Here is a 20,677-nt window from a genome sequence, read left to right on the forward strand (position 1 = left end):
TACGGAATTGATCTACCTGAGTTTAAGGTCTTCTGTGGAGAAAGTATGTTTTCTACCGTTTCTGATGCCTCCAAGGTTGGATTCAGTTTTTTGGTGGATCAACTAATCGCAAAGAATTATAAGCTCATTGATTGCCAAATGTATACCGATCACTTGGCCAGTTTAGGGGCTAAAGAAATAGCGCGAAATGCCTTTTTAGAGTATTTGAAACCGGTCTAATTCTCAATTTTCCGCTGAAAATCAGTATATTCGAGTCCTACTAAAACCAAAAGCTATGACCCCAATCAAAAAAAGCCTGGCCTTATTGGCCTTAGGTTTGATGCCATTTCTCGGTCTTTCTCAGTCCGATGGACCTATACCAAATTACACTACAGAATCAGAATCTCTATTGGTCAGTGAAATGACCTTTACCAGTGCGATTCCTACTCCGCCACCAACAAGTTCAGTAAGGACCATGGCCGAATGGGAGGAAGTGGAGTACCTAGTAGTTACCTGGGAACCGGCTTTTCCGAATATCCTAAGACAGATCGTTGCTGCGGCCGTAGAAGAAGCCAAAGTGATCATTGTAACTCAAAACGAGACTTCGGTATCCTCATATTTGTCTTCTAATGGCGTTCCGTTAGACAATGTGATTTTCTTGGATGAGCCATGGAACTCTATTTGGATCCGTGATTATGCTGGAAACACCGTATACACAGATGACGTTGGAGAACGCGCCCTTGTGGATTGGATCTACAACAGACCACGTCCCTTGGATAATGTGATCCCATCTGCGCATGCCAGTTATATTGGGAGTCCTATTTACATCACCGACTCAGGAACCAATGATTTGGTCAACACCGGAGGAAACTTCATGAGTGATGGTCTTGGAAATGGATTTGCTTCTGATTTGATCTTGGAAGAGAACGAGCCAGGAAATCCTTATGGAGTAAGCGCCAAAACTGAGGCTCAGATTGATGATATCATGTTGAACTATATGGGTATCTCCAATTACATCAAAATGGAGAAACTTCAGTATGACCTGATCCATCACATTGATATGCATATGAAGCTGCTGGATGAAGAAACTCTATTGGTGAGCAAATACCCAGAAGGCGTGGCAGACGGACCGCAGATTGAAGAGAATATTGAATATGTATTAAGCAATTTCAACTCGCCATTTGGCACCCCTTACAAGGTAGAGTGGATAGATGCTCCGCCGAGTGTTGGTGGGAACTACCCAGATACTGGTGGCTATTACCGAACTTATTCTAACTCTGTATTTGTGAATGGAACTGTTTTGGTACCGACCTACCGCCCAGAAGTAGATGGGCCGGCTTTGGCTAAGTATCAGGAACTGCTTCCCGGTTATAACGTTGTTGGAATTGACGTAGATAATGGGGGAGAGAACTTGATCGCACTTTTTGGAGCTATTCACTGTATTACGCATTCTATTGGTGTTTCTGATCCGTTATGGATTGTTCACCAACCTGTTGCAGAAGCTACAGAAGGTCTTAACGTGAGTTTTGATGCTATGATCAAGCACAACTCCGGAGTGAGTCAAGCCAAGTTATTTTGGAGAGAAGTGGGTGCCGGATCTTATAACGAGATCGATATGACTTCTGCTGGCGGAGACGATTGGACAGCGAGTTTGACCATTCCATCAGACTTGGATATAGAATATTACATTTGGGCAGAAGCCAATTCTGGAAAGGAAATTACACGACCTATCGTGGCACCAGAAGGATATTGGACTATTGACGTTAGCACCTTGTCTTCTGCAGAATGGGCAGAGAACAACATTATTGGGCCTTACCCGAATCCTGCGGATGATCGTGTGAACTTCAGACTGAACAATATTGGTGGTCCTTTGACTGTAGAGATCCACAATATTTACGGACAACGTTTGTATACAACTCAGGTGCAAAATAGCAACGGTGTGATTCAGTTGGATCTAAACCCAATTTGGAGCGGAACATTGATCGTTAGTTTTAGAGGCGATTTTGGTTCTGTACAACGTAAGCTCATTAAGCAATAACGTACTTTTTAACCGTTGAGGCCCTTTGCATTACACTCAGGGCCTACGGTTTTCCCGTAATTAATAGCAGGCAGGTACCCCTAGGATTTTTGAATAAAATTCATATATTGCAGAAAATTCCTACAATACTTCTCAATTAACGTTTTGTAACGGCTCTCTGAAATGGACGCTGGAATTTTGTTTAAAATTCATCCCCGATGCAAAAGTACTTGTGTATTCTAGCCCTCTCCCTGATGGCTTTCAGTGGAGCGGCTCAAACCGGCGACCGCGCTCTTGCCGTAAATTCAAATGTACAGATTGATGTTTTAGCTGTCTATGAGGACGTAGTGGCTCAGGGTTATCATTCTGCCCAGGTGTACCGTAAATTAGCTAATGGACGTTATTTGGAACAGAAATTTGACGAGGCCAAAAAATGGTATTCCAAACTTTTTGAGATGGATGAAGCTCCAGAAACGATAGAATATTTGCGTTATGCGGAGACTCTTGAGGCCTTAGAGGAATTTGATTTGGCGCAAACTTACAAAGCCCAGTACGATCAACTCAAAGATCAGGACTAAGTTCTAACAACTCTTTATACCGGAAACAAGAAGTGATGTGGTCATTGACCATACCAGTGGCTTGCATATGGGCATAAACTACAGTGGTGCCCACAAATTTAAATCCGCGTTTCTTTAGATCCTTACTTATTTTATCGCTGAGAGGTGTGTTTGCGGGAACCTGACTCAATTTTTCAAAGCTGTTTACTATCGGTTTGCCTCCAGTAAACCCCCAAATGTATTTGCTAAAACTTCCGAACTCCTCCTGTACTTTCATAAAAGCCTGAGCGTTACTGACCGTAGCTCGAACTTTCAATTTATTGCGGATGATACCAGAGTCCAGTAATAGTTCTTGAATCTTGGCCTCCTCGTATTGCGCAATCTTTTTGTAATCAAAATTGTCAAAAGCCCGTCTGAAATTTTCGCGCTTGCGTAAAACAGTGATCCAACTCAATCCGGCTTGGAAGGTCTCCAAGATCAGAAATTCAAACAAGGTGGGGTCGTCATAAACAGGGGTGCCCCATTCTTTATCGTGATAGTCGACATAAAGCGGATCATCTCCACACCAAGAACACCTATTGATTTTATCCATGCGGCAATAATTAAGGAATTTCCAATGCAGCTTCAAGGTAGTAAGTTTTTTGTTTTATTTGCGTCTTAAAGGCTATGGAAACAATTATGGAAACCCCAACACTAAATTTGATCAAAGAAGGTCTTCAAGAGGCCATGTCTTATCAAGAATATAAAGAACTGGTTGATAAACACGCTGCTGAAGGATCAAACACTGGTCCTGAAGTGACAGAAGCTTTGGCGCAGTATACCTTACTGAATCAACGCCGAATGAAACGTTGGGCCAAGACCTTCAAATTAGACCCTGCCGCTCAAGAGGCCATCGCTAATCGCAAACAAGCTTTGACTTGGTTAGTTCTTACGGAAAGCTGGTGTGGTGATGCTGCCCACGCTACCCCTATCATGGATGCCTTTGCTCAGACCAATCCTAATATTGAGTTTAAGGTCTTATTACGCGATGAGAATTTGCCGCTTATGGATGCCTTTTTGACCAATGGAGCTCGTTCTATTCCAAAGCTGATTGCTTTTGATCCCGAGCAAGAAACCGTCGTTGGGACTTGGGGGCCTAGACCTACTCCAGCCACTGCTATGGTGAATACCTATAAGGCAGAACACGGAAAACTCACACCAGAGTTTAAACAAGATCTTCAGGTTTGGTACAATAAGGATAAAGGAAAGGCTATTGCTGCCGACCTCTTAGAATTGCTCTAACCCTGTCCGGGAAAATAGTAGGTAATACTTCCCAATTGAGAAGCGCGTTGTGCTTTGGAAAAGCGCGTTTGAGAGGCGTATTCCAAAGCTGCATCCCAAAGACAACCGTCTGTAGTGGTACTTGAGTTTTGGTTGATCTCCTGGTCGATCACACGGCCTTGATTGTTTACGGTAATATTAACTACCACCGTTCCTGAACCCGCACAGGTATAGACTGGATTCGGGACATAGTTTGCACTTCTATCCACTAAGCGATAGCGTATACTGGTATTGCTGTCATTGCCATCAACAGCTTTCTGTTCTGGCGCTTCATAAGGGTCTGCTTTGTCAATGCTTGGATTGTCCTTAGCCGTTTCAACATCCTTAATGGCTTCATCTAAGGCCTTAAGCCTTTGATCAAAGTCGTCTTGATCTTCTTGACTCTCATTGTTCAGCGCAGTGAGTTCCTTGCGAGTTTCGTTAAAGGCTTTGTGTGTGGTGGTTTGTGAGCTGCTTTGGGCTAACTCTTCTTGGAGTTCTTCTTCGAGCAGGTCTGCGAGTACTTCAATGTCGTACTCAGTTTCTGTTTCTACCGTTTCCCTTTTGCCGATCTGGTATCCCCAAAGCAGTAAGGCCAAATTCCCAGTGATGAGAAATGACAAAATGAATGCTTTTATGGAGGCATTGAATTTCATGGGGCTGAATTACTCGTGCTAATATACGTTCAAATCAGGATAAAAACCTAATTACAAGCCTTTTATGAAGGTCTCGAAAGTGGTTATATCCATTGCATCTTCAACGCTGTAGTCACCAATTTTAGTGCGTCTAAGGGCAGAAAGATAGGCGCCGTTATCCAAGGCTTTTCCAAAGTCATTGGCCAAGGAGCGGATATAGGTTCCTTTGCTGCAGGCTACTAGAAAGTCAACCTCGGGCAGTTCTATACGCGTGAGTTCAAACTTTAAAATGTTTACCTGTCGGGATTTGATCTCGGTCTGTTGTCCTTTGCGCGCCAATTCATAAAGGCGTTTTCCGTCTTGTTTTACTGCGGAGAAGATCGGTGGGTATTGAGTGATCTCGCCTTGAAATTGTTTTGTGGCCTCTTCAATAGCAGTGGCAGTCAATCCGCTGAGGTCAAACTCTTGATCGATCTCAGTCTCCATATCAAAACTAGGACGCGTGGCTCCTAAGGTAAAAGTTCCTGTGTATTCTTTGTGCTGTGCCTGAAATTCGTTGATGCGTTTGGTGAACTTTCCGGTGCAGATCAATAGCAACCCCGTGGCCAATGGGTCTAGCGTTCCCGCATGTCCCACTTTGATTTTTTTAAACCCGAATTGTTTCTTGATGAGCCAGCGAACCTTATTGACGGCCTGAAAGGAGCTCCACTCCAAAGGCTTGTCAATAAGCAATAATTGTCCGTCTAAAAAGTCTTGTCCTGTCATCTTAGAAGTAGCTTACCGCTATGGCAATAAGGCCCACGATCAAGCAGTAGATTGCAAAATAGGAGAGCTTGGATTTTTTGACCAATTGGATCATCCAAGTACAAGCAATGATCCCGCAAATAAAGGCTGTAATGAATCCAGCACTAAGCGGTATTATCGGTGTATCTGGACTGCTTAAAGCACCGTCCAGGATGTCCTTGGCGATCTTTCCAAAGATCAACGGGATCACCATCAAAAATGAAAAGCGCGCCGCCTTTCCTTTATCGTTTCCAAGAAGAACCGAGGTTGCAATCGTAGAGCCAGATCGAGATATTCCCGGCAACATAGCCACAGCTTGGGCCACTCCAATTACGAAGGCGTTGCTGTAAGAAACCGGCTTTAGGGTGTTCTTGGCTCTGTCAGCCAACCAAAGAAGGGCTGCCGTACAGATTAACATGGCGCCTACAAAAGCAATACTTCCGCTAAAGAAGGCTTCCAGCTCGGACTCAAAGAAAAACCCGATCAAAGCCGCTGGGATCATGGAGATCACAATTTTTAAAGAAAACTGAGTCTGCTCGTTCCACTTAAAACTCAACAAGCCTTTAATGATCTCTAAAATGTCTTTTCTAAACACAACAATGGTACTCAGGGCTGTAGCAAAATGAAGTACCACTGTAAAAAGGAGGCTCTCCTCTGGAACGGCATTACCACCAAGAATGGCTTTCCCTAACTCTAAATGTCCGCTAGAAGAAACGGGTAGAAATTCTGTAAATCCTTGAATTATTCCCAGAAGTATCGCATCGAGAAGCTCCATGGTCTATTGCTTCTTGTCTGTTTTGAGTAAGATGGCGTAAACCTCTATTCCGAAGCCTACCAGGACTAAAAACGGTGCCAAACGAATGCGGCGCCAGTGGTAGATATCTGGATTAAAAACGTTTGGGTCTTCACTACCTCCGCCGGCCATTAGAATAAATCCTAAGGCAATACAGGCAAGACCGATCAGCATGAAGCGATAGTTCTTCTTGTTAAACACAAACTGAGGCTTGGACTGTTGTTTTCGTTTTTGTTCTCCCATCTAATCGAATTCGGTAAAAATAATAGAGTCTCCAACCTGCAATTGCGCAATATGATTGGATACACCTACGGCAAATTTAGCTAAATGTACGCTAGCGGTCCGATTCAAGGCCATCTTTTTCAAAGAATTTAACGTCAAACCCTGTTCCAGCCCGCGATTGATGTAGTATCGCTCACCATTGTCCGCTGTAAAGAAAATGTCGTAACTGCTGCCCTCATCAATAGCGGTGATCTTTATTTCTTTAACCACGCAGTCTTCAGGCTGGGTGTCTTCAATCACAAATAATTTTAAAGCCAAATAGCCCAAGAGGATCAAAAGGGCAAAGAATCCGAGCAGTATCAGTAAGGTCTTTCGCATTTCAAAAAGTTAATTGTATAACTCATCGATGCGTAAATTCAAAAAGCGTTGCGTTGCAAAATAGGTGCTGGCCCAGGAGATCAAGAACCCAAAGAGCAGTACACCGGCAAATAATCCACCCAGCAGAACCTTGTCATCCAAGAGGTTCAGCTCTGCAAAACTCTTCTGTAAATAGTACAGTACTCCAACCATGCCTCCCATGGCCAAAAGCGCGCTGAGCAGTCCCAGTTTTATGTTTTGCCAAATGAACGGGCGGCGAATAAAAGCCTTTGTTGCTCCCACCATTTGCATGGTTTTAATGGTAAAGCGCTTGGCGTAAACAGAGAGTCTAATGGAACTGTTGATCAGCAGAACGGCAATAACTAAGAAGATTCCAGTAATGACCAGCATCCACAAACTGATTCGTTTTACATTGCTCTCCAGTTTTTCCACTAAGGGTTTATCGTATTCCACCTCTTCTACAAAAGGCTTGTCCAAAAGTTCGTTGGTGATCTCTTCAAAAGTGTCTGCGGTTACATAATCCGCATTCAGATATACATCAATACTGTTCTGTAAAGGGTTGTATCCCAAATAGTCCATAAAGTCTTCTCCAATGGCTTCGGAGTGGGCCTCGGCTGCTTGTTGCTTGGAAACATAGGTGGCTGATTTTACGTAATCTGCCATAGCCAAACCTTGGCGGAGCTGAGTCACATCAGCTTCTTTGGCGTCGTCCTTTAAATAAACCGAGAAAGGAATCTGTTCCTTAAAGTAATCGCCGACTTGCTTCGAATTCAAAACGATCAATCCCAACATGCCCAAAAGGAAAAGTACCAAGGTGATACTCAAAACCACAGAGAAGTAGGAGGAGATCAGACGTCTTTTTTGAAACTTTTCGTACTTGGAACTCATAAATGATCGGCTTTGCAAGGATAAAAATACACCCTTTTTTGTGTTGTGCCTTAATAACGTCCAAAGAATTGATTTTCGTCTGTTTAATTTTCAAAAAGCGCAATATTGTTGCTCACCCGCTATAGCCTATTGGCACAATAATTTTTACCTTTGCGGCTGTTGTTTACACAACGTTCAGAATACAAATCAGTCCACAGAATCAGGCAATGAGCAGTTATCATTTTAATGCTATTGAGAAAAAATGGCAAGACTATTGGGCCACCGAGCAGTCCTTTAAGGCTTCTAATAATTCAGAAGATCCCAAATACTATGTTTTGGATATGTTTCCTTACCCTTCTGGGGCGGGACTTCACGTAGGACACCCGCTGGGTTATATTGCCAGTGATATCTACTCGCGTTATAAAAGACACCAAGGTTTCAATGTCTTGCATCCTCAAGGATATGATTCCTTCGGATTGCCAGCAGAACAATACGCCATCCAGACTGGGCAACATCCCGCAATAACTACCAAGGACAATATTGCGCGTTACCGCGAGCAATTGGACAAAATGGGCTTTTCTTTTGATTGGTCCCGAGAGGTACGCACTTCAGATCCGGAGTACTACCGTTGGACCCAATGGATCTTCCAACAGTTATATGAAAGCTGGTATTGTGAGGCTCATGAGCAGGCTTATGGTATTGCAGAACTGGTTAAAGTATTTGAAGAAGAAGGAAATTCTGGAATCAACGCTCGTTGTGAGAGTGAAGTGGTGCCATTTACGGCCGAGACCTGGAACAACTACAGCGACGAGCGTAAACAAAAGGTTCTTTTGCAGTACCGTTTGGCCTATTTGGCAGAGACCGAAGTAAACTGGTGTCCCGGTTTAGGAACTGTTTTGGCCAATGATGAGATCGTCAACGGAGTGAGTGAACGCGGCGGATTCCCGGTGATCCGTAAAAAGATGCTCCAATGGAGTATGCGTATCTCTGCCTATGCAGAACGCTTGTTGCAAGGATTGGAGACCATTGATTGGACGGATTCCCTTAAAGAATCGCAACGCAATTGGATCGGTAAATCGGTTGGAGCTTCCGTGATTTTTAAAGTGATCTCCGAGGATGTCAATATTGCCGATGCGCCTATTGAAGTCTTTACTACGCGTCCTGATACCATTTTTGGAGCCACTTTTGTCACCTTAGCACCAGAGCATGATCTGGTTGGAAAGATCACCACCCATCAGCAGCGCAAAGCTGTTGCAGAATATATAGAGGCTACTGCCAAGCGCTCAGAGCGCGACCGCATGGCTGATGTAAAAAACATTACTGGTGTGTTCACAGGAGCTTATGCCAAGCATCCGTTGACTGAGGAGCCAGTTCCGATCTGGATTGGAGATTACGTTCTGTCAGGTTACGGGACTGGAGCGGTTATGGCGGTGCCTTGTGGAGACCAGCGCGATTGGGATTTTGCCCGTCATTTTGATATCCCAATTACCAATATCTTCGAGGGGGTTGACATCTCAGAAGAAGCACATACCGATAAAGAAGCTACAGTGATTGCCAATAGCGACTTTGTGAGTGGGATGCCTTACAAAGAAGCCTTTAATGCAGTTATAGAAAAACTGGAAGCTTTGGGTAGCGGGAAACGCAAGGTGAATTACCGTTTGCGTGATGCCGTTTTCTCCAGACAGCGTTATTGGGGTGAGCCATTCCCGGTATACTATGTAAAAAGATTGCCACAGATGATCCCAAGTGAGCATTTGCCACTCGTATTGCCTGAGGTTGAGAAATATTTACCCACAGAAGATGGAGATCCGCCCTTAGGCCGTGCCGACATCTGGGCTTGGGATACAGAAAATAATACCGTAGTTCCAAATGACAAGGTTGATCATATGACGGTCTTTCCTTTGGAATTGAATACCATGCCTGGTTGGGCAGGAAGTAGCTGGTACTTCTTCCGTTATATGGATGCTCAAAATTCAGGAGCCTTTGCCAGCGAAGAAGCACTAGACTATTGGAAAAACGTGGACCTCTACATTGGAGGGAGCGAGCATGCTACAGGTCACTTGCTCTACAGTCGTTTTTGGGTGAAATTCTTATATGATCGCGGTTTCATTAAAGTAGATGAGCCTTTTAAAAAGCTGATCAATCAAGGGATGATCTTGGGAACAAGTGCTTTGGTCTATCGTAAGAAAGGAACCAACACTTATTTGTCTGCAGGTTTGGCCAAAGAGGCCGATACGGATGCCTTGCGTGTAGATGTTAATCTTGTGAATGCTTCAGACGAATTGGACGTAGAAGCTTTGAAGAAGTGGCAGCCGCAGTTCCAAGATGCTGAATTTGTGTTAGAGGACGGTAAATATGTGGTTGGACGTGAAGTAGAGAAAATGTCCAAGCGTTGGTTCAACGTAGTCAACCCAGACGATATTTGCGAACAGTACGGAGCCGATACCCTGCGTATGTATGAGATGTTCTTAGGTCCGTTGGAACAAGCTAAGCCATGGAACACTGCTGGAATCACCGGAGTGCACAGCTTCTTGAAAAAGCTCTGGAAACTATACCATAGTGGACCAGAAGGCAGTTTTAATGCAACGGATGCAGAACCAACAGCAGAGCAGCTCAAGACCTTGCATAAAACCATCAAAAAGGTAACGGAAGATATTGAGGCCTTTAGCTTTAATACTTCGGTTTCTACCTTTATGATCGCTGTGAATGAGCTGACCGCTTCTAAATGCAACAGCCGTGCAATTTTGGAACCATTGGTGGTATTGATCTCGCCTTATGCGCCGCATATTGCAGAGGAGCTTTGGGAGAAATTAGGTCACCAAGGCGGAGTTTCTAAAGTCAAGTATCCAGAGTTCAAACCAGAGTATTTGGTGGAGAGCACTAAGGCGTATCCTATTTCCTTTAACGGAAAGATGCGTTTTACTATGGAATTGCCCATGGATATGGACAAGGCAGAGATTGAAGCTACCGTATTGGCCGATGAAAAAACACAACAGTATCTGGAAGGGCGTACGCCTAAGCGTGTGATTGTAGTTCCTGGAAAGATCGTTAACATAGTGGGATAATGAGAATCTTGTATTTCTTTTTGCTTATTAGCGCTGTAGCCTTTGGACAAGACCAGTCTGCGGATTCTGTGGTATTTCCGGACGACTTTTTTGGTCGATATACGGGAAAGCTGACCATTGATAATGGTTCCAATGTTCAAGAGATCGACATGACTTTTGAACTCTCTGCCACGGATCAAGAAGACGTTTATAACTACGTATTGGGATACCAAGGACAGCCAGCGCGCCAATATTTGCTCAAAACAGTGAATGCAGAGAAGGGCTTGTATCAGGTAGATGAGCAGAATGACATCATCTTGGACGCTCGACTAAGCGGTTGGACTCTGACAAGCATCTTTGAAGTACAGGGCAATTTGATCACCACTCGGGAAGAGTTCTTTACCGATGGTCGAATGATCTTTGAGATCACTATGGTTCAAACCGCCGCTCCCGTTTTGACCGGAGGAACTTCAGATGACATCCCAGAAGTGAAGAGCTATCCGATTCGCGTAGTGCAAAAAGCATTTCTGACGCGTCGCGACTAAAAATCTGACAAAATTTCCCCTTTTTTATTTGGCAGACATTTTGCGGTCTCTTTGTATATTTAAATAGTTAAAAAAGACAACAGATGTTTGGATACTATATATTGGGTGGAATCATCTTCTTGGTGAGTGCCTATGTGAGCAACACCCTCAAAAGCAAATTCAAGAAATACTCTAAGGTTCGTTTGCAAAATGGTATGAGTGGAGCGGAGATCGCTCAAAAGATGCTCGATGACCACGGCATTCGAGATGTTGAGGTAATTTCTACCCCCGGAATGCTAACGGATCATTACAATCCTATGAAGAAAACGGTAAACCTCAGTGAAGGGGTATACAGTCAGCGCAATGCGGCTGCAGCGGCAGTGGCTGCCCATGAAGTGGGTCACGCTGTGCAACACGCCACAGCCTATTCTTGGCTAACCATGCGTTCTAAAATTGTCCCTGCCGTGGGTATTGCCAGTAAGCTTTCCAATATTGTGATCATTGCGGGACTTGTTTTGGCTTCTATGGGGAACGCATTAGGGACGCCAGTTTTTGGAATTGGAATTGGCCTCTTTGCGGTAACTACAATTTTCGCTTTCATCACCTTACCTGTTGAGTTTGACGCCTCAAACCGTGCTTTGGCTTGGTTGGAACGTGAAAACATGGTAACCCAGCAAGAATACGCAGGTTCTAAGGACGCTTTGAAATGGGCTGCGCGCACCTATGTGGTAGCTGCTCTTGGATCATTAGCGACCTTGGTATACTTTATTATGATGTTTATGGGAAGTAGAGACTAACCGATGATATTGTCCGGGTTGTATCCCAGATAATCGGCAAAGTAGTCCTTAAAGATGATCCCGTAATCCTCCAGTTCTTTTAGAATAGGTTCATAGACTTCCTTCGCGATAGGAATTTGTACTCCCGGAGTGGTGATCTCACCATTTAAGATCTTTAAAGCGGCTATGGCTACCGGCAGTCCCACTGTTTTGGCCATGGCCGTTTCTACAGTATCCTCTCCTATAATGACCATATTGGAATCGATCTGTTTGCGTTTACCATTGAGTTCGTAACCAAACTTGTGGTACATCACAATCATGTCCTTGTCATTTTCATCCAAGGTCCATTTGTCCATTAAGATCTTTTGAAGCGCCTGTGCAGGAGTAGCATTTTCCATGCCGATGGTCTTTTCGTTGTTAAAAAGATCCAATTCCATGAGTTTGTCCCACATCACATCGTCTTGATCAATTTTCAAATTGTGACGCATTTTGAGCTCCACGGAATCAGTAGGCGAATAGGGTAGAAAACAGTTCACGAATTCCCGATAGGTCATATCCTCTGTGTTTTGCAAATGATAACTATCGTCTGTCATACCCAACTGCACAAACATATTCCAAGCGCGTGAATAGCCTACACGTCTAATGGTTCCTCGGTAGAGTGTCAATACGTCTTCCAAACCATAGGCCTCACGATACTTCAGTGAATTTCGGTTGGCATAAGCTTCAAAGCGCCCATAACCTTCAATATCTAAGAATTCGGTACGTCTGAATAAACGGTGGTAAGGAATGTACTTATAAGTGCCTTCCTGAATAAACTCCGCAGCACCTCCCTGACCCGCTACAACCACATTGCGCGGATTCCAGGTGAATTTATAATGCCAAAGGTTGTTGTCGCTCTCTGGGGCGATCAATCCACCTGTAAAGGATTCAAACAAAAGCATCTTCCCACCGCCATCTCTAATACGATCAATGACCTGCATGGCACTCATATGATCAATCCCTGGGTCCAATCCGATCTCATTCATAAAGACCAAACCTTTGGATTTTACCTTGGTGTCTAAGCTCAACATTTCATCACTCACATAAGATGCAGTGACCATATGTTTTCCAAATTCCAAGCAGTCTTTAGCTACTTCAATATGGAAGCGAGCCGGCAACATGGAAATCACAAGATCAGCACTTTCCACAGCTGTTCTGCGGTCTTTTTCATTAAAGACATCGAGCATGATTGCACGAGCATTTGGATGCCCCTCGGTAAACTTCTGAGCCGCTTGAATAGACTGATCGCCTATAGTAATGCTTAAATTTTCTGAGGCTGATTTATCCAGCAAATAGTTGATCAAACTGCTGGCAGAACGACCAGCTCCAATAATTAAAATTTCACGCATGGCGGCTTAATTTTGTACCTTCGTAGTGGTGCGAAAATACAAATTGTACCTCTTAGCTCATGCGCATTGAACACAAAAATTTTGCTCTCGCGGGAATAATCTTCACCGCCCTTTCGATTGTTTTAGGTGCCTTTGGAGCCCATGCCCTTGAGGCTGTGCTCTCTGCTGAAAAGTTGGCGAATTTTGAGGTTGGTGTTCGTTATCAAGTCTATCAAGGATTGGCGATGCTATGGCTTTCTTTAGTGACCCTTAATAATACCAAAGCGCAAAAGCAGGTTTATTGGCTTTGGGTCATTGGGGTTATTTTCTTCTCGGGATCCTTATACATTCTAGCCATGAATGAATATTGGGATTTTAAGCCCGGCCCCTTGGTCTTTATCACGCCTTTGGGCGGCACCTTGTTAATCATCGGCTGGCTGCGACTGTTGTTCGCGGTATGGCGTAAATCCTAAGTAAAAAGGCAGATTTCGTGCCTTGTTTGCGCATTAATTTCTATTTTTGTAATCGAATTAGACATCTAATAAATTAAAAATAATGGTCGACAACACTCCTTCCACGAAAACGATTTCGTTAGACAACTACGGAATAAAGAACGCGAAGGTTAACTACCAACTAACGCCAGAACAATTACACGACATTACCATTGCCAAGGGCATGGGTCGCGAAGCCTACAACGGCGCACTTGCGGTAAATACAGGAGAATTCACAGGACGGTCCCCCATGGACCGTTTTATCGTTAAGGACGATATCACCCGCGATAAGATCTGGTGGGGTCCTGTAAATATTCCTTTTGATTCCGATAAGTTTGATGCGCTCTACGATAAGCTCGCAGCCTATTTGAGCGACAAGGAGATCTATGTGCGTGATTGTTATGCTTGTGCAGATCCGAACTACCGAACAGACATCCGTGTGATCAATGAGTATCCTTGGTCCAACATGTTTGTGTACAATATGTTCTTACGTCCTGAGGCAGACGAGCTAGAAGGATTCACTCCAGAATGGACGGTGATTAATGCACCTGGATTCATGGCAGAAGCAGAACTGGACGGAACCCGTCAGCATAACTTTGCCATCTTAAACTTTACAAGAAAGACCGCCATAGTAGGTGGTACTGCTTATACTGGAGAGATCAAAAAAGGTATTTTCAGTTCGTTGAATTTTACATTGCCTGTATTTGAGAACACCTTGCCTATGCACTGTTCGGCAAACGTAGGGAAAGAAGGAGATACTTCTATTTTCTTTGGACTTTCGGGTACCGGAAAAACGACTTTATCTGCAGATCCAAACAGAAAGCTCATCGGTGATGATGAGCACGGTTGGACGGCAGAGAATACCATTTTCAACTTTGAGGGCGGTTGCTATGCAAAGGTGATCAATATGTCTCGCGAAAGCGAGCCGGAGATCTACGACGCGATCAAAAAAGGAGCGATCTTAGAAAACGTGATCATGGATGATGAAGGAGTTGTGGACTACACAGACTCTTCAATCACACAGAACACACGTGTAAGCTACCCGATCTATCATATTGAGAACATTCAGGTGCCTTCTATTGGGAAGAATCCTAAGAACATCTTCTTTTTAACGGCAGATGCTTTTGGTGTGCTGCCTCCAATCTCTAAATTGACCCCAGGCCAAGCGGCTTATCACTTCATTAGTGGATACACTGCAAAGGTGGCTGGTACAGAAGCTGGAATTGATGAGCCGGTACCGAGTTTCTCAGCTTGTTTTGGAGCGCCTTTTATGCCATTGCACCCAACTAAGTATGCAGAAATGCTGAGCAAGAAGATGCAAGAAGCAGGTGTAAATGTTTGGTTGGTCAATACAGGATGGACCGGAGGACCTTATGGTGTAGGTAAGCGTATGAAGCTTAAATACACCCGTGCTATGATCACTGCGGCTATGGATGGAAGTCTAGAAGCGGCCAATAAGGACAACTACCACATTCACTCGGTATTTGGAGTGCATCAGCCAAGAACTTGTCCAAATGTTCCAGATGAGGTGTTAAGCCCGCGTAAGACTTGGAACAATGATGAAGGTTATTATAAAACAGCAGCTAAACTGACCACAAGCTTTAGAGAGAACTTTAAACAGTTTGAAGATATGGCGAGTGAAGAAATTCTAGCAGGAGGTCCTTTGAAATAATCAAGGACTTGTATAAAACAAAAAGCTCCGCAATTGCGGAGCTTTTTTTATTTCTTCTTGTTGACTTCGGCGATGTACTTTTCAAGCGCCATGGTCATCGAAGGCGTTTCTGGAGTCGGCGCTTGGATGTTAATGTCCAATCCGCGTTCTGAAGCCGCTTTCACCGTAGTATTACCAAATACGGCAATACGAGTATCGTTTTGTTCAAAGTCTGGGAAGTTCTCAAAGAGTGACTTGATTCCACTCGGACTAAAGAACACTAAAATGTCGTAGTATACATTACGCAGGTCTGAAAGATCACTCACCACGGTTTTGTAGAAAGTCGCTTGCTTCCAGGTCACACCAAGATCGTTAAGCAAAGCAGGAACCGTAGGCTTCAACATATCTGATGAAGGCAAGAGGAAAGATTCGTTCTTATACTTTTTGATCAGCGGAGTCAATTCTGCAAAGGTTCTTTTACCGACATAGATTTTACGCTTGCGGTAAACAACATATTTCTGAAGGTAGTAGGCAACGGCTTCAGACTGGCAGAAGTATTTTAAAGTGTCTGGCACTTTAAAGCGCATTTCTTCAGCAATTCTAAAGAAATGGTCTACCGCATTACGGCTGGTCAATATAATTGCAGTGTAACTGGCAAGATCTACCTTTTGGGAACGTACATCTTTAGCAGATACACCTTCCACGTGGATAAAAGGTCTAAAGTCTATTTTAACCTTGTGCTTATCAACCAAGTTGAAGTATGGAGAATTCTCCACTTTAGGCTCTGGTTGAGACACCAAAATTGTTTTCACTTTCATATCCCCGTTTTTTCTTTTTCGTCCCTTTAATTCAACGCTTTAAACAGCAGAATAAAGGGTGAAATTTCAAGTGCGCAAAGATATAAAATAAAATAGAAGAAATTGCGAAAAATAAGGTTTTCGTTGTTTTTGTAGCTGTAAATCAGCCCCATGAGGTAACCCAGTGTGGCAAGACCACCGGCAACATATAAGACCCAAGGATTCTTTAAGGGTCCAAAGTAGTATACAACACTGGCCAGCAAAAGGCCAAGCCCAATCAGATTCAGGAAGTTTAATTTTTCAAAAACATAGGCCTGAACCAAATTTTCAAGTTTAAAAACGATCCCGATCAATCGTGTCAAAATAAGTTTGGCGCTAAAAAAGGCAAAGATTCCCGCTGTCATTTGCAAAAACAGTGCAATTCCAAGTGTTTTTTGCGGCTGAATCCCTTCGGCTAATAAAGCCAAGAACAAACCTGCTCCAATCAAACCAACAACAAACAAAAGCAAACTAAAAGGGTTAGCCGTATTTTGATGCTTCCCAGATAGAATGAAGTATCTATTGGTATAAGGCAATTGCAAGAAGCTTCTAAAACTCTCACGATAATTATAGGCTGCAACCGACATCACGATCAAACATCCGACAACCAGGCTGATGATCCAAGTGTCGGAATTGATTTCACGAAGATTAAGTTGGCTTATTTCCACGAGTTAAAGGTAGGTTAAATGCGGCTTTTATAGGACTCATCAATTACAAAAATCTTCACATTTCTTTAGTCGAAAACAACTACATTTGCCTCAAAACAGGCATGTCAGACGGACTTGTAGTCATACCCACTTATAATGAGGCAGAGAATATCTCTCGCCTGCTGCGCAATGTGTTCTCCTTGCAGCGAGCACTAGACGTATTGGTGGTAGATGATAATTCTCCTGACGGAACAGCTCAGATTGTAAAGGACCTGCAAAAGGAATATGCCGGTCGGTTATTCTTGGAGCAACGCGAGGGAAAGCAAGGTTTGGGTACAGCCTATATCCACGGCTTTACATGGGCGTTGTCTCGTGATTACGGGTATATTTTTGAAATGGATGCCGATTTCTCCCACAATCCCAATGATCTGTTACGCTTGTACAATGCCTGCGCTAAACAGGGTGCTGATCTAGCTGTTGGATCTCGGTATAAAACGGGAGTGAATGTGGTCAATTGGCCTATGAGTCGGGTGCTTTTAAGCTGGATTGCTTCTAAATACGTACGATTCATTACCCGAATGAAAGTCTGCGATACCACTGCTGGATTTGTGTGTTATAAGCGTGAAGTCTTGGAAGCAATACAATTGGACAAAATACGCTTTGTGGGCTATGCGTTTCAGATAGAAATGAAGTACAAAGCCTACTTATTAAATTTTAAAATCACAGAGGTTCCCGTTATCTTTACCGACCGAACTCAGGGGGAGTCTAAGATGAGTAAGGGAATCATATCCGAAGCCATATTTGGCGTGATAGGAATGAGGCTCAAACGCCTATTTGGACGTTTGGAGCTCTAGTCGCCCCTCTGTAATACCAAACAATGAGAGATATACTGATAAAGAACGCCCAAATTGTCAATGAGGGGCAGGTGAGCAAAGGAGATGTACTCATAAGCGGTGAGCGAATTGCTGAGGTTGCCGATAGTATAAGTGTAAAATCTGCGGATACTAAAGTGATCGATGCCGACGGTTCCTACCTGATCCCGGGTATGATTGATGATCAGGTGCATTTTAGAGAGCCTGGACTTACCCATAAAGCTGATATTGAAAGTGAATCTAAAGCCGCTATAGCGGGAGGGATCACTACTTTTATAGAACAACCCAATACTATTCCGCAAGCAACTACCATTAAGTTGTTGGAGGAGAAATTCAGCCGAGCGTCTGAGGTTTCTTGGGCCAACTATTCTTTTATGTTTGGCGGTACCAATGACAATTTGGAAGAATTGAAGCAAGTGGATCCACATAAAGTGGCGGGTATCAAACTCTTTTTAGGTTCTTCTACAGGAAATATGTTGGTAGATGATCCTGAGGTGTTAGAGGCGATTTTCTCCAGCACCAGCCTTAGAATTTCTGTACACTGTGAGGACGAGCAAACCATTCGTGAGAATTTAGCCAAGCACAAGGAGATCTATGGAGACGATATTCCCATGGAATTACACCCCGTGATCCGAAGCGAAGAGGCTTGTTATATCTCTTCAAGTCAGGCAGTTGCTTTGGCTAAGAAGACCGGAGCGCGTTTGCATGTATTCCATCTTTCCACGGCTAAAGAAACTAAACTCTTCAGCAATAAAAAGGCCTTAAAGGATAAACAAATTACTGCCGAGGTTTGCGTGCACCACCTGCACTTTACGGACGCAGACTATAAAACCAAAGGCTCCAAGATCAAATGGAACCCAGCGGTAAAGACTGCCAAGGACAAAGAAGGACTTTGGAAAGCGCTGCTTAACGATAAGATTGACGTGATTGCTACAGACCACGCACCGCATACGGTAGAAGAAAAGGCCAATCCTTATACTTCTGCCCCATCTGGTGGACCTTTAGTACAGCACGCTGTTGTTGCCCTTATGGAGTATGTGCATCAAGGAGTGATCTCTGTAGAGAAGTTGGTGGAGAAAATGTGTCACAATCCTGCTATTCTTTTCGAGATCGCAGATCGTGGTTACATCCGCGAGGGTTATAAAGCGGATTTGGTGTTGATCGATCCTAGTGCGCCTTGGACTGTGAACAAGGACAATATCATGTACAAATGCGGATGGTCTCCTTTTGAAGGAACCAGCTTTAAATCTCGAGTTACGCATACCTTTGTCAACGGTACCTTGGCTTATGAGAATTTTAATCTTTTGGAGAAACCCAAAGCAGAGCGTTTGACCTTTAATCGTTAATGAAGCAGATCGGATACATAGCAATGGCTTTACTTTTATGGCAGTGCCAGGATATCCAGTATCCGGAGGCTCCGGACAACCTCATTGATCGGGCGACCATGATTGAGGTCTACACAGATGCCTATTTGGCCAATGCTTCTAAGAATTTCAACCGAACTGTTTTGTTGCGAGAACAAGTCGCGCTAACAGAATACGTCTACAAAAAATACGGGATTGACAGTTTGCAATACGAGCAAAGCAATGCCTATTACAGTGCAGATCTGGACAATTACAAAAAAATGTTTGAGCAGGTTCAGCTGAACATCAATGAACGCTTTGCCGTGGTAGATTCCATAGTTACTCTGGAAGAGGAACGCAAGAAACGCGAACGCGATTCCATGCGCGAGGTTAACAAGCGCCGTAGAGACAGCTTAGGTTTAGGTGGCAAAGACAGTTTGGATGTAGATTTGGACAAACCAGAACATCCTGCGGATTCCATCACAAAACCAGAGGCTGCTAAACGTACATTGCAAGGAGAGATCACACCGCGTTCTAAGGACGATTCTCAGCGGTAAACGCCGCACAAATTCGATCTAGACTTTCTTCAATAGGCGTAAAGCTGAAATCCAATTCTGTTTTTATCTTTTCACTGGAATAATTGGAAACGGAGTACAAGGAAGGTATTAATGCAAAGGAGAGCTTTTGTTCTGTTCCAAGCAGACGACTTTTAATACCATCCAGAAAGGCTAAAACGTACATCATAATTTTTGGAACAGCAGTTTTTGGCGGCTTTTTACCAAGTCTACTTCCGAGTAAACCAAAAAGCTCTTTATACTCGAGGTTTCTAACTGCAAGCAGGTACTTCTGTCCATCGGCTTTTGGGTCATTAGCAGCAAGAATGCTCGCCCGCACCACATCTTTAACATCCACAAAACCAGAACCTCCGGGCGTGTAAAACGGAACGCCATGAGCTGCTCGTTTAATAATGCTACCGCTGGCGGAATCCCAATGGCCTTCTCCCAAAATAACAGCTGGGAGCACCATACTAACTTGCAGCCCTTCTTGCCCGCCTCGCCAAATTTCCATTTCGGCTCCGTATTTAGAAATGGCGTAAACGCTTCCGGGTTGTTGCGGATTCCATTCGGTTTTCTCTGTAGTAGGTTGATCTCCTAAGGGAGTGCCTAAGGTGGCGACCGAACTTATATGACACAGTTTCTTTACTCCAGCGCCTAATGCGACATTGACCAAATTTGCAGTACCTTCAATATTGACCTTTCGGAGTTTTTTGCGTTGCCGCGGATCAAAACTGATGTAGGCTGCACAATGATAGATCTGTGAAATGCCTTGACATGCTTTTTCTAAGGAGATAAGATCGAGCAGGTCTGCTTGGACCCATTCCAGTTTGTGTTGTTGGGCTTTGGCAGCTTCATTTTTGCTGAGTAAATCCAAAACGCGATTCTGGCCTGCCTGGTCACGATAAATGGCGCGAACCGCTTCTTGCTGCTCCAACAATTGACACAGCAAGTGACTCCCAACCAAACCTGTAGCTCCTGTCACTAGAATCATATTGCGAATTTACTGTAATATGGCCGAATACCGCTAAAAATGCGGTTG

22 protein-coding genes and 1 pseudogene are annotated in these 20,677 nt (G+C 43.9%); 12 read left to right on the forward strand and 11 right to left on the reverse strand.

The window, feature by feature from the left end:
• The 3 genes and pseudogenes from HRT75_RS03620 to HRT75_RS03630 all read left to right on the forward strand — a co-directional run.
• A pseudogene (locus HRT75_RS03620) lies at positions 1 to 219 on the forward strand (leucyl/phenylalanyl-tRNA--protein transferase); the annotation flags it as partial.
• Positions 220 to 274: 55 nt separating this feature from the next.
• Complete coding sequence (locus HRT75_RS03625) at positions 275 to 2,017, forward strand: agmatine deiminase family protein (protein ID WP_291182780.1); 1,743 nt, start codon at positions 275 to 277, stop codon at positions 2,015 to 2,017.
• A 197-nt stretch (positions 2,018 to 2,214) separates the two neighbouring features.
• Positions 2,215 to 2,574, forward strand: a complete 360-nt coding sequence (locus HRT75_RS03630) for a hypothetical protein (protein WP_291182782.1) — start codon at positions 2,215 to 2,217, stop codon at positions 2,572 to 2,574.
• Here the strand turns inward: HRT75_RS03630 and HRT75_RS03635 are convergent.
• Positions 2,558 to 3,145, reverse strand: coding sequence for a DNA-3-methyladenine glycosylase I (locus tag HRT75_RS03635; RefSeq protein ID WP_291182784.1), 588 nt, complete (start codon positions 3,143 to 3,145; stop codon positions 2,558 to 2,560). The genes HRT75_RS03630 and HRT75_RS03635 overlap by 17 nt on opposite strands.
• A 74-nt stretch (positions 3,146 to 3,219) precedes the next feature.
• Here HRT75_RS03635 and HRT75_RS03640 point away from each other — a divergent pair, with 74 nt between their 5' ends.
• Positions 3,220 to 3,834, forward strand: coding sequence for a thioredoxin family protein (locus HRT75_RS03640; protein WP_291182786.1), 615 nt, complete (start codon positions 3,220 to 3,222; stop codon positions 3,832 to 3,834).
• Here the strand turns inward: HRT75_RS03640 and HRT75_RS03645 are convergent.
• From HRT75_RS03645 to HRT75_RS03670, 6 genes are read right to left on the reverse strand one after another with little or no spacing between them, the layout of a single operon-like run.
• Entirely contained in the window at positions 3,831 to 4,508 is a 678-nt protein-coding gene (locus HRT75_RS03645) for an energy transducer TonB (RefSeq protein ID WP_291182789.1), read from the reverse strand. The two genes, HRT75_RS03640 and HRT75_RS03645, sit on opposite strands and share 4 nt — an antisense overlap.
• A 51-nt stretch (positions 4,509 to 4,559) precedes the next feature.
• Positions 4,560 to 5,252, reverse strand: coding sequence for a tRNA pseudouridine(55) synthase TruB (gene truB / locus HRT75_RS03650; RefSeq protein ID WP_291182791.1), 693 nt, complete (start codon positions 5,250 to 5,252; stop codon positions 4,560 to 4,562).
• A gap of 1 nt (position 5,253) precedes the next feature.
• Positions 5,254 to 6,045: an undecaprenyl-diphosphate phosphatase gene (locus HRT75_RS03655; protein ID WP_291182793.1), complete on the reverse strand. Its 792-nt coding sequence runs from the start codon at positions 6,043 to 6,045 to the stop codon at positions 5,254 to 5,256.
• A 3-nt stretch (positions 6,046 to 6,048) separates the two neighbouring features.
• On the reverse strand, positions 6,049 to 6,306 hold the full coding sequence (locus tag HRT75_RS03660; protein ID WP_291182794.1) for a DUF3098 domain-containing protein: 258 nt from the start codon (positions 6,304 to 6,306) through the stop codon (positions 6,049 to 6,051).
• The gene (locus tag HRT75_RS03665) at positions 6,307 to 6,663 is read right to left on the reverse strand and encodes a hypothetical protein (RefSeq protein WP_291182797.1); all 357 of its coding nucleotides are present in this window, start codon (positions 6,661 to 6,663) and stop codon (positions 6,307 to 6,309) included.
• Positions 6,664 to 6,672: 9 nt separating this feature from the next.
• Entirely contained in the window at positions 6,673 to 7,551 is an 879-nt protein-coding gene (locus tag HRT75_RS03670; RefSeq protein WP_291182799.1) for a permease-like cell division protein FtsX, read from the reverse strand.
• 206 nt (positions 7,552 to 7,757) lie between these two features.
• Between HRT75_RS03670 and leuS the strand changes: the two genes are divergently transcribed.
• From leuS to HRT75_RS03685, 3 genes are all read left to right on the forward strand, one after another.
• The gene (leuS, locus tag HRT75_RS03675; protein WP_291182801.1) at positions 7,758 to 10,595 is read left to right on the forward strand and encodes a leucine--tRNA ligase; all 2,838 of its coding nucleotides are present in this window, start codon (positions 7,758 to 7,760) and stop codon (positions 10,593 to 10,595) included.
• Positions 10,595 to 11,119 (forward strand): hypothetical protein, encoded by a 525-nt coding sequence (locus HRT75_RS03680; protein WP_291182803.1) that lies wholly within the window; start codon positions 10,595 to 10,597, stop codon positions 11,117 to 11,119. The genes leuS and HRT75_RS03680 overlap by 1 nt, the downstream gene beginning before the upstream one ends.
• Before the next feature lie 83 nt (positions 11,120 to 11,202).
• A complete protein-coding gene (locus HRT75_RS03685; protein ID WP_291182805.1) occupies positions 11,203 to 11,895 on the forward strand; it encodes a zinc metallopeptidase in 693 nt (230 codons plus the stop codon).
• Here HRT75_RS03685 and HRT75_RS03690 read toward each other — a convergent pair.
• On the reverse strand, positions 11,892 to 13,262 hold the full coding sequence (locus HRT75_RS03690) for a saccharopine dehydrogenase family protein (protein WP_291182807.1): 1,371 nt from the start codon (positions 13,260 to 13,262) through the stop codon (positions 11,892 to 11,894). The genes HRT75_RS03685 and HRT75_RS03690 overlap by 4 nt on opposite strands.
• 59 nt (positions 13,263 to 13,321) lie before the next feature.
• On the opposite strand from HRT75_RS03690, the gene HRT75_RS03695 reads away from it, so the two are divergent.
• Together HRT75_RS03695 and pckA are read left to right on the forward strand one after the other, a co-directional pair.
• Positions 13,322 to 13,714, forward strand: coding sequence for a DUF423 domain-containing protein (locus HRT75_RS03695; protein ID WP_291182809.1), 393 nt, complete (start codon positions 13,322 to 13,324; stop codon positions 13,712 to 13,714).
• A gap of 82 nt (positions 13,715 to 13,796) precedes the next feature.
• A complete protein-coding gene (gene pckA / locus HRT75_RS03700; protein WP_291182811.1) occupies positions 13,797 to 15,404 on the forward strand; it encodes a phosphoenolpyruvate carboxykinase (ATP) in 1,608 nt (535 codons plus the stop codon).
• 47 nt (positions 15,405 to 15,451) lie between these two features.
• On the opposite strand, the gene HRT75_RS03705 is transcribed toward pckA, so the two are convergent.
• Positions 15,452 to 16,201: a uroporphyrinogen-III synthase gene (locus HRT75_RS03705; RefSeq protein ID WP_272831364.1), complete on the reverse strand. Its 750-nt coding sequence runs from the start codon at positions 16,199 to 16,201 to the stop codon at positions 15,452 to 15,454.
• Positions 16,202 to 16,227: 26 nt separating this feature from the next.
• The gene (locus HRT75_RS03710; RefSeq protein WP_291182815.1) at positions 16,228 to 16,887 is read right to left on the reverse strand and encodes a DUF4271 domain-containing protein; all 660 of its coding nucleotides are present in this window, start codon (positions 16,885 to 16,887) and stop codon (positions 16,228 to 16,230) included.
• Positions 16,888 to 16,988: 101 nt separating this feature from the next.
• Between HRT75_RS03710 and HRT75_RS03715 the strand changes: the two genes are divergently transcribed.
• The 3 genes from HRT75_RS03715 to HRT75_RS03725 are packed head-to-tail and all read left to right on the forward strand — an operon-like array spanning position 16,989 to position 19,638.
• On the forward strand, positions 16,989 to 17,720 hold the full coding sequence (locus HRT75_RS03715; RefSeq protein WP_291182817.1) for a polyprenol monophosphomannose synthase: 732 nt from the start codon (positions 16,989 to 16,991) through the stop codon (positions 17,718 to 17,720).
• A 23-nt stretch (positions 17,721 to 17,743) separates the two neighbouring features.
• Positions 17,744 to 19,084, forward strand: a complete 1,341-nt coding sequence (locus HRT75_RS03720) for a dihydroorotase (RefSeq protein WP_291182819.1) — start codon at positions 17,744 to 17,746, stop codon at positions 19,082 to 19,084.
• Positions 19,084 to 19,638: a DUF4296 domain-containing protein gene (locus tag HRT75_RS03725; protein ID WP_291182821.1), complete on the forward strand. Its 555-nt coding sequence runs from the start codon at positions 19,084 to 19,086 to the stop codon at positions 19,636 to 19,638. Before HRT75_RS03720 ends, HRT75_RS03725 begins: the two co-directional genes overlap by 1 nt.
• On the opposite strand, the gene HRT75_RS03730 is transcribed toward HRT75_RS03725, so the two are convergent.
• Positions 19,616 to 20,629 carry an NAD-dependent epimerase/dehydratase family protein gene (locus tag HRT75_RS03730; RefSeq protein ID WP_291182823.1) on the reverse strand — a complete coding sequence of 338 codons (1,014 nt, stop codon included), beginning with the start codon at positions 20,627 to 20,629 and terminating at the stop codon, positions 19,616 to 19,618. The genes HRT75_RS03725 and HRT75_RS03730 overlap by 23 nt on opposite strands.
• Positions 20,630 to 20,677 lie beyond the last annotated feature (48 nt).

The sequence above is a fragment of the Gilvibacter sp. genome, from assembly GCF_013214815.1.
Lineage (GTDB): Bacteria > Bacteroidota > Bacteroidia > Flavobacteriales > Flavobacteriaceae > Gilvibacter.

Excerpts from the sequence above, each read along its gene's own strand:
- HRT75_RS03730 (WP_291182823.1), bottom strand. The coding sequence starts at position 20,629 with ATGATTCTAGTGACAGGAGCTACAGGTTTGGTTGGGAGTCACTTGCTG.
- HRT75_RS03655 (WP_291182793.1), bottom strand. The coding sequence starts at position 6,045 with ATGGAGCTTCTCGATGCGATACTTCTGGGAATAATTCAAGGATTTACA.
- HRT75_RS03685 (WP_291182805.1), top strand. The coding sequence starts at position 11,203 with ATGTTTGGATACTATATATTGGGTGGAATCATCTTCTTGGTGAGTGCC.
- HRT75_RS03715 (WP_291182817.1), top strand. The coding sequence starts at position 16,989 with ATGTCAGACGGACTTGTAGTCATACCCACTTATAATGAGGCAGAGAAT.
- HRT75_RS03625 (WP_291182780.1), top strand. The coding sequence starts at position 275 with ATGACCCCAATCAAAAAAAGCCTGGCCTTATTGGCCTTAGGTTTGATG.
- HRT75_RS03670 (WP_291182799.1), bottom strand. The coding sequence starts at position 7,551 with ATGAGTTCCAAGTACGAAAAGTTTCAAAAAAGACGTCTGATCTCCTCC.
- HRT75_RS03635 (WP_291182784.1), bottom strand. The coding sequence starts at position 3,145 with ATGGATAAAATCAATAGGTGTTCTTGGTGTGGAGATGATCCGCTTTAT.
- HRT75_RS03725 (WP_291182821.1), top strand. The coding sequence starts at position 19,084 with ATGAAGCAGATCGGATACATAGCAATGGCTTTACTTTTATGGCAGTGC.
- pckA (WP_291182811.1), top strand. The coding sequence starts at position 13,797 with ATGGTCGACAACACTCCTTCCACGAAAACGATTTCGTTAGACAACTAC.
- truB (WP_291182791.1), bottom strand. The coding sequence starts at position 5,252 with ATGACAGGACAAGACTTTTTAGACGGACAATTATTGCTTATTGACAAG.
- HRT75_RS03630 (WP_291182782.1), top strand. The coding sequence starts at position 2,215 with ATGCAAAAGTACTTGTGTATTCTAGCCCTCTCCCTGATGGCTTTCAGT.
- HRT75_RS03660 (WP_291182794.1), bottom strand. The coding sequence starts at position 6,306 with ATGGGAGAACAAAAACGAAAACAACAGTCCAAGCCTCAGTTTGTGTTT.
- HRT75_RS03640 (WP_291182786.1), top strand. The coding sequence starts at position 3,220 with ATGGAAACAATTATGGAAACCCCAACACTAAATTTGATCAAAGAAGGT.
- HRT75_RS03720 (WP_291182819.1), top strand. The coding sequence starts at position 17,744 with ATGAGAGATATACTGATAAAGAACGCCCAAATTGTCAATGAGGGGCAG.
- HRT75_RS03665 (WP_291182797.1), bottom strand. The coding sequence starts at position 6,663 with ATGCGAAAGACCTTACTGATACTGCTCGGATTCTTTGCCCTTTTGATC.
- HRT75_RS03680 (WP_291182803.1), top strand. The coding sequence starts at position 10,595 with ATGAGAATCTTGTATTTCTTTTTGCTTATTAGCGCTGTAGCCTTTGGA.
- HRT75_RS03705 (WP_272831364.1), bottom strand. The coding sequence starts at position 16,201 with ATGAAAGTGAAAACAATTTTGGTGTCTCAACCAGAGCCTAAAGTGGAG.
- HRT75_RS03690 (WP_291182807.1), bottom strand. The coding sequence starts at position 13,262 with ATGCGTGAAATTTTAATTATTGGAGCTGGTCGTTCTGCCAGCAGTTTG.
- HRT75_RS03645 (WP_291182789.1), bottom strand. The coding sequence starts at position 4,508 with ATGAAATTCAATGCCTCCATAAAAGCATTCATTTTGTCATTTCTCATC.
- HRT75_RS03695 (WP_291182809.1), top strand. The coding sequence starts at position 13,322 with ATGCGCATTGAACACAAAAATTTTGCTCTCGCGGGAATAATCTTCACC.
- leuS (WP_291182801.1), top strand. The coding sequence starts at position 7,758 with ATGAGCAGTTATCATTTTAATGCTATTGAGAAAAAATGGCAAGACTAT.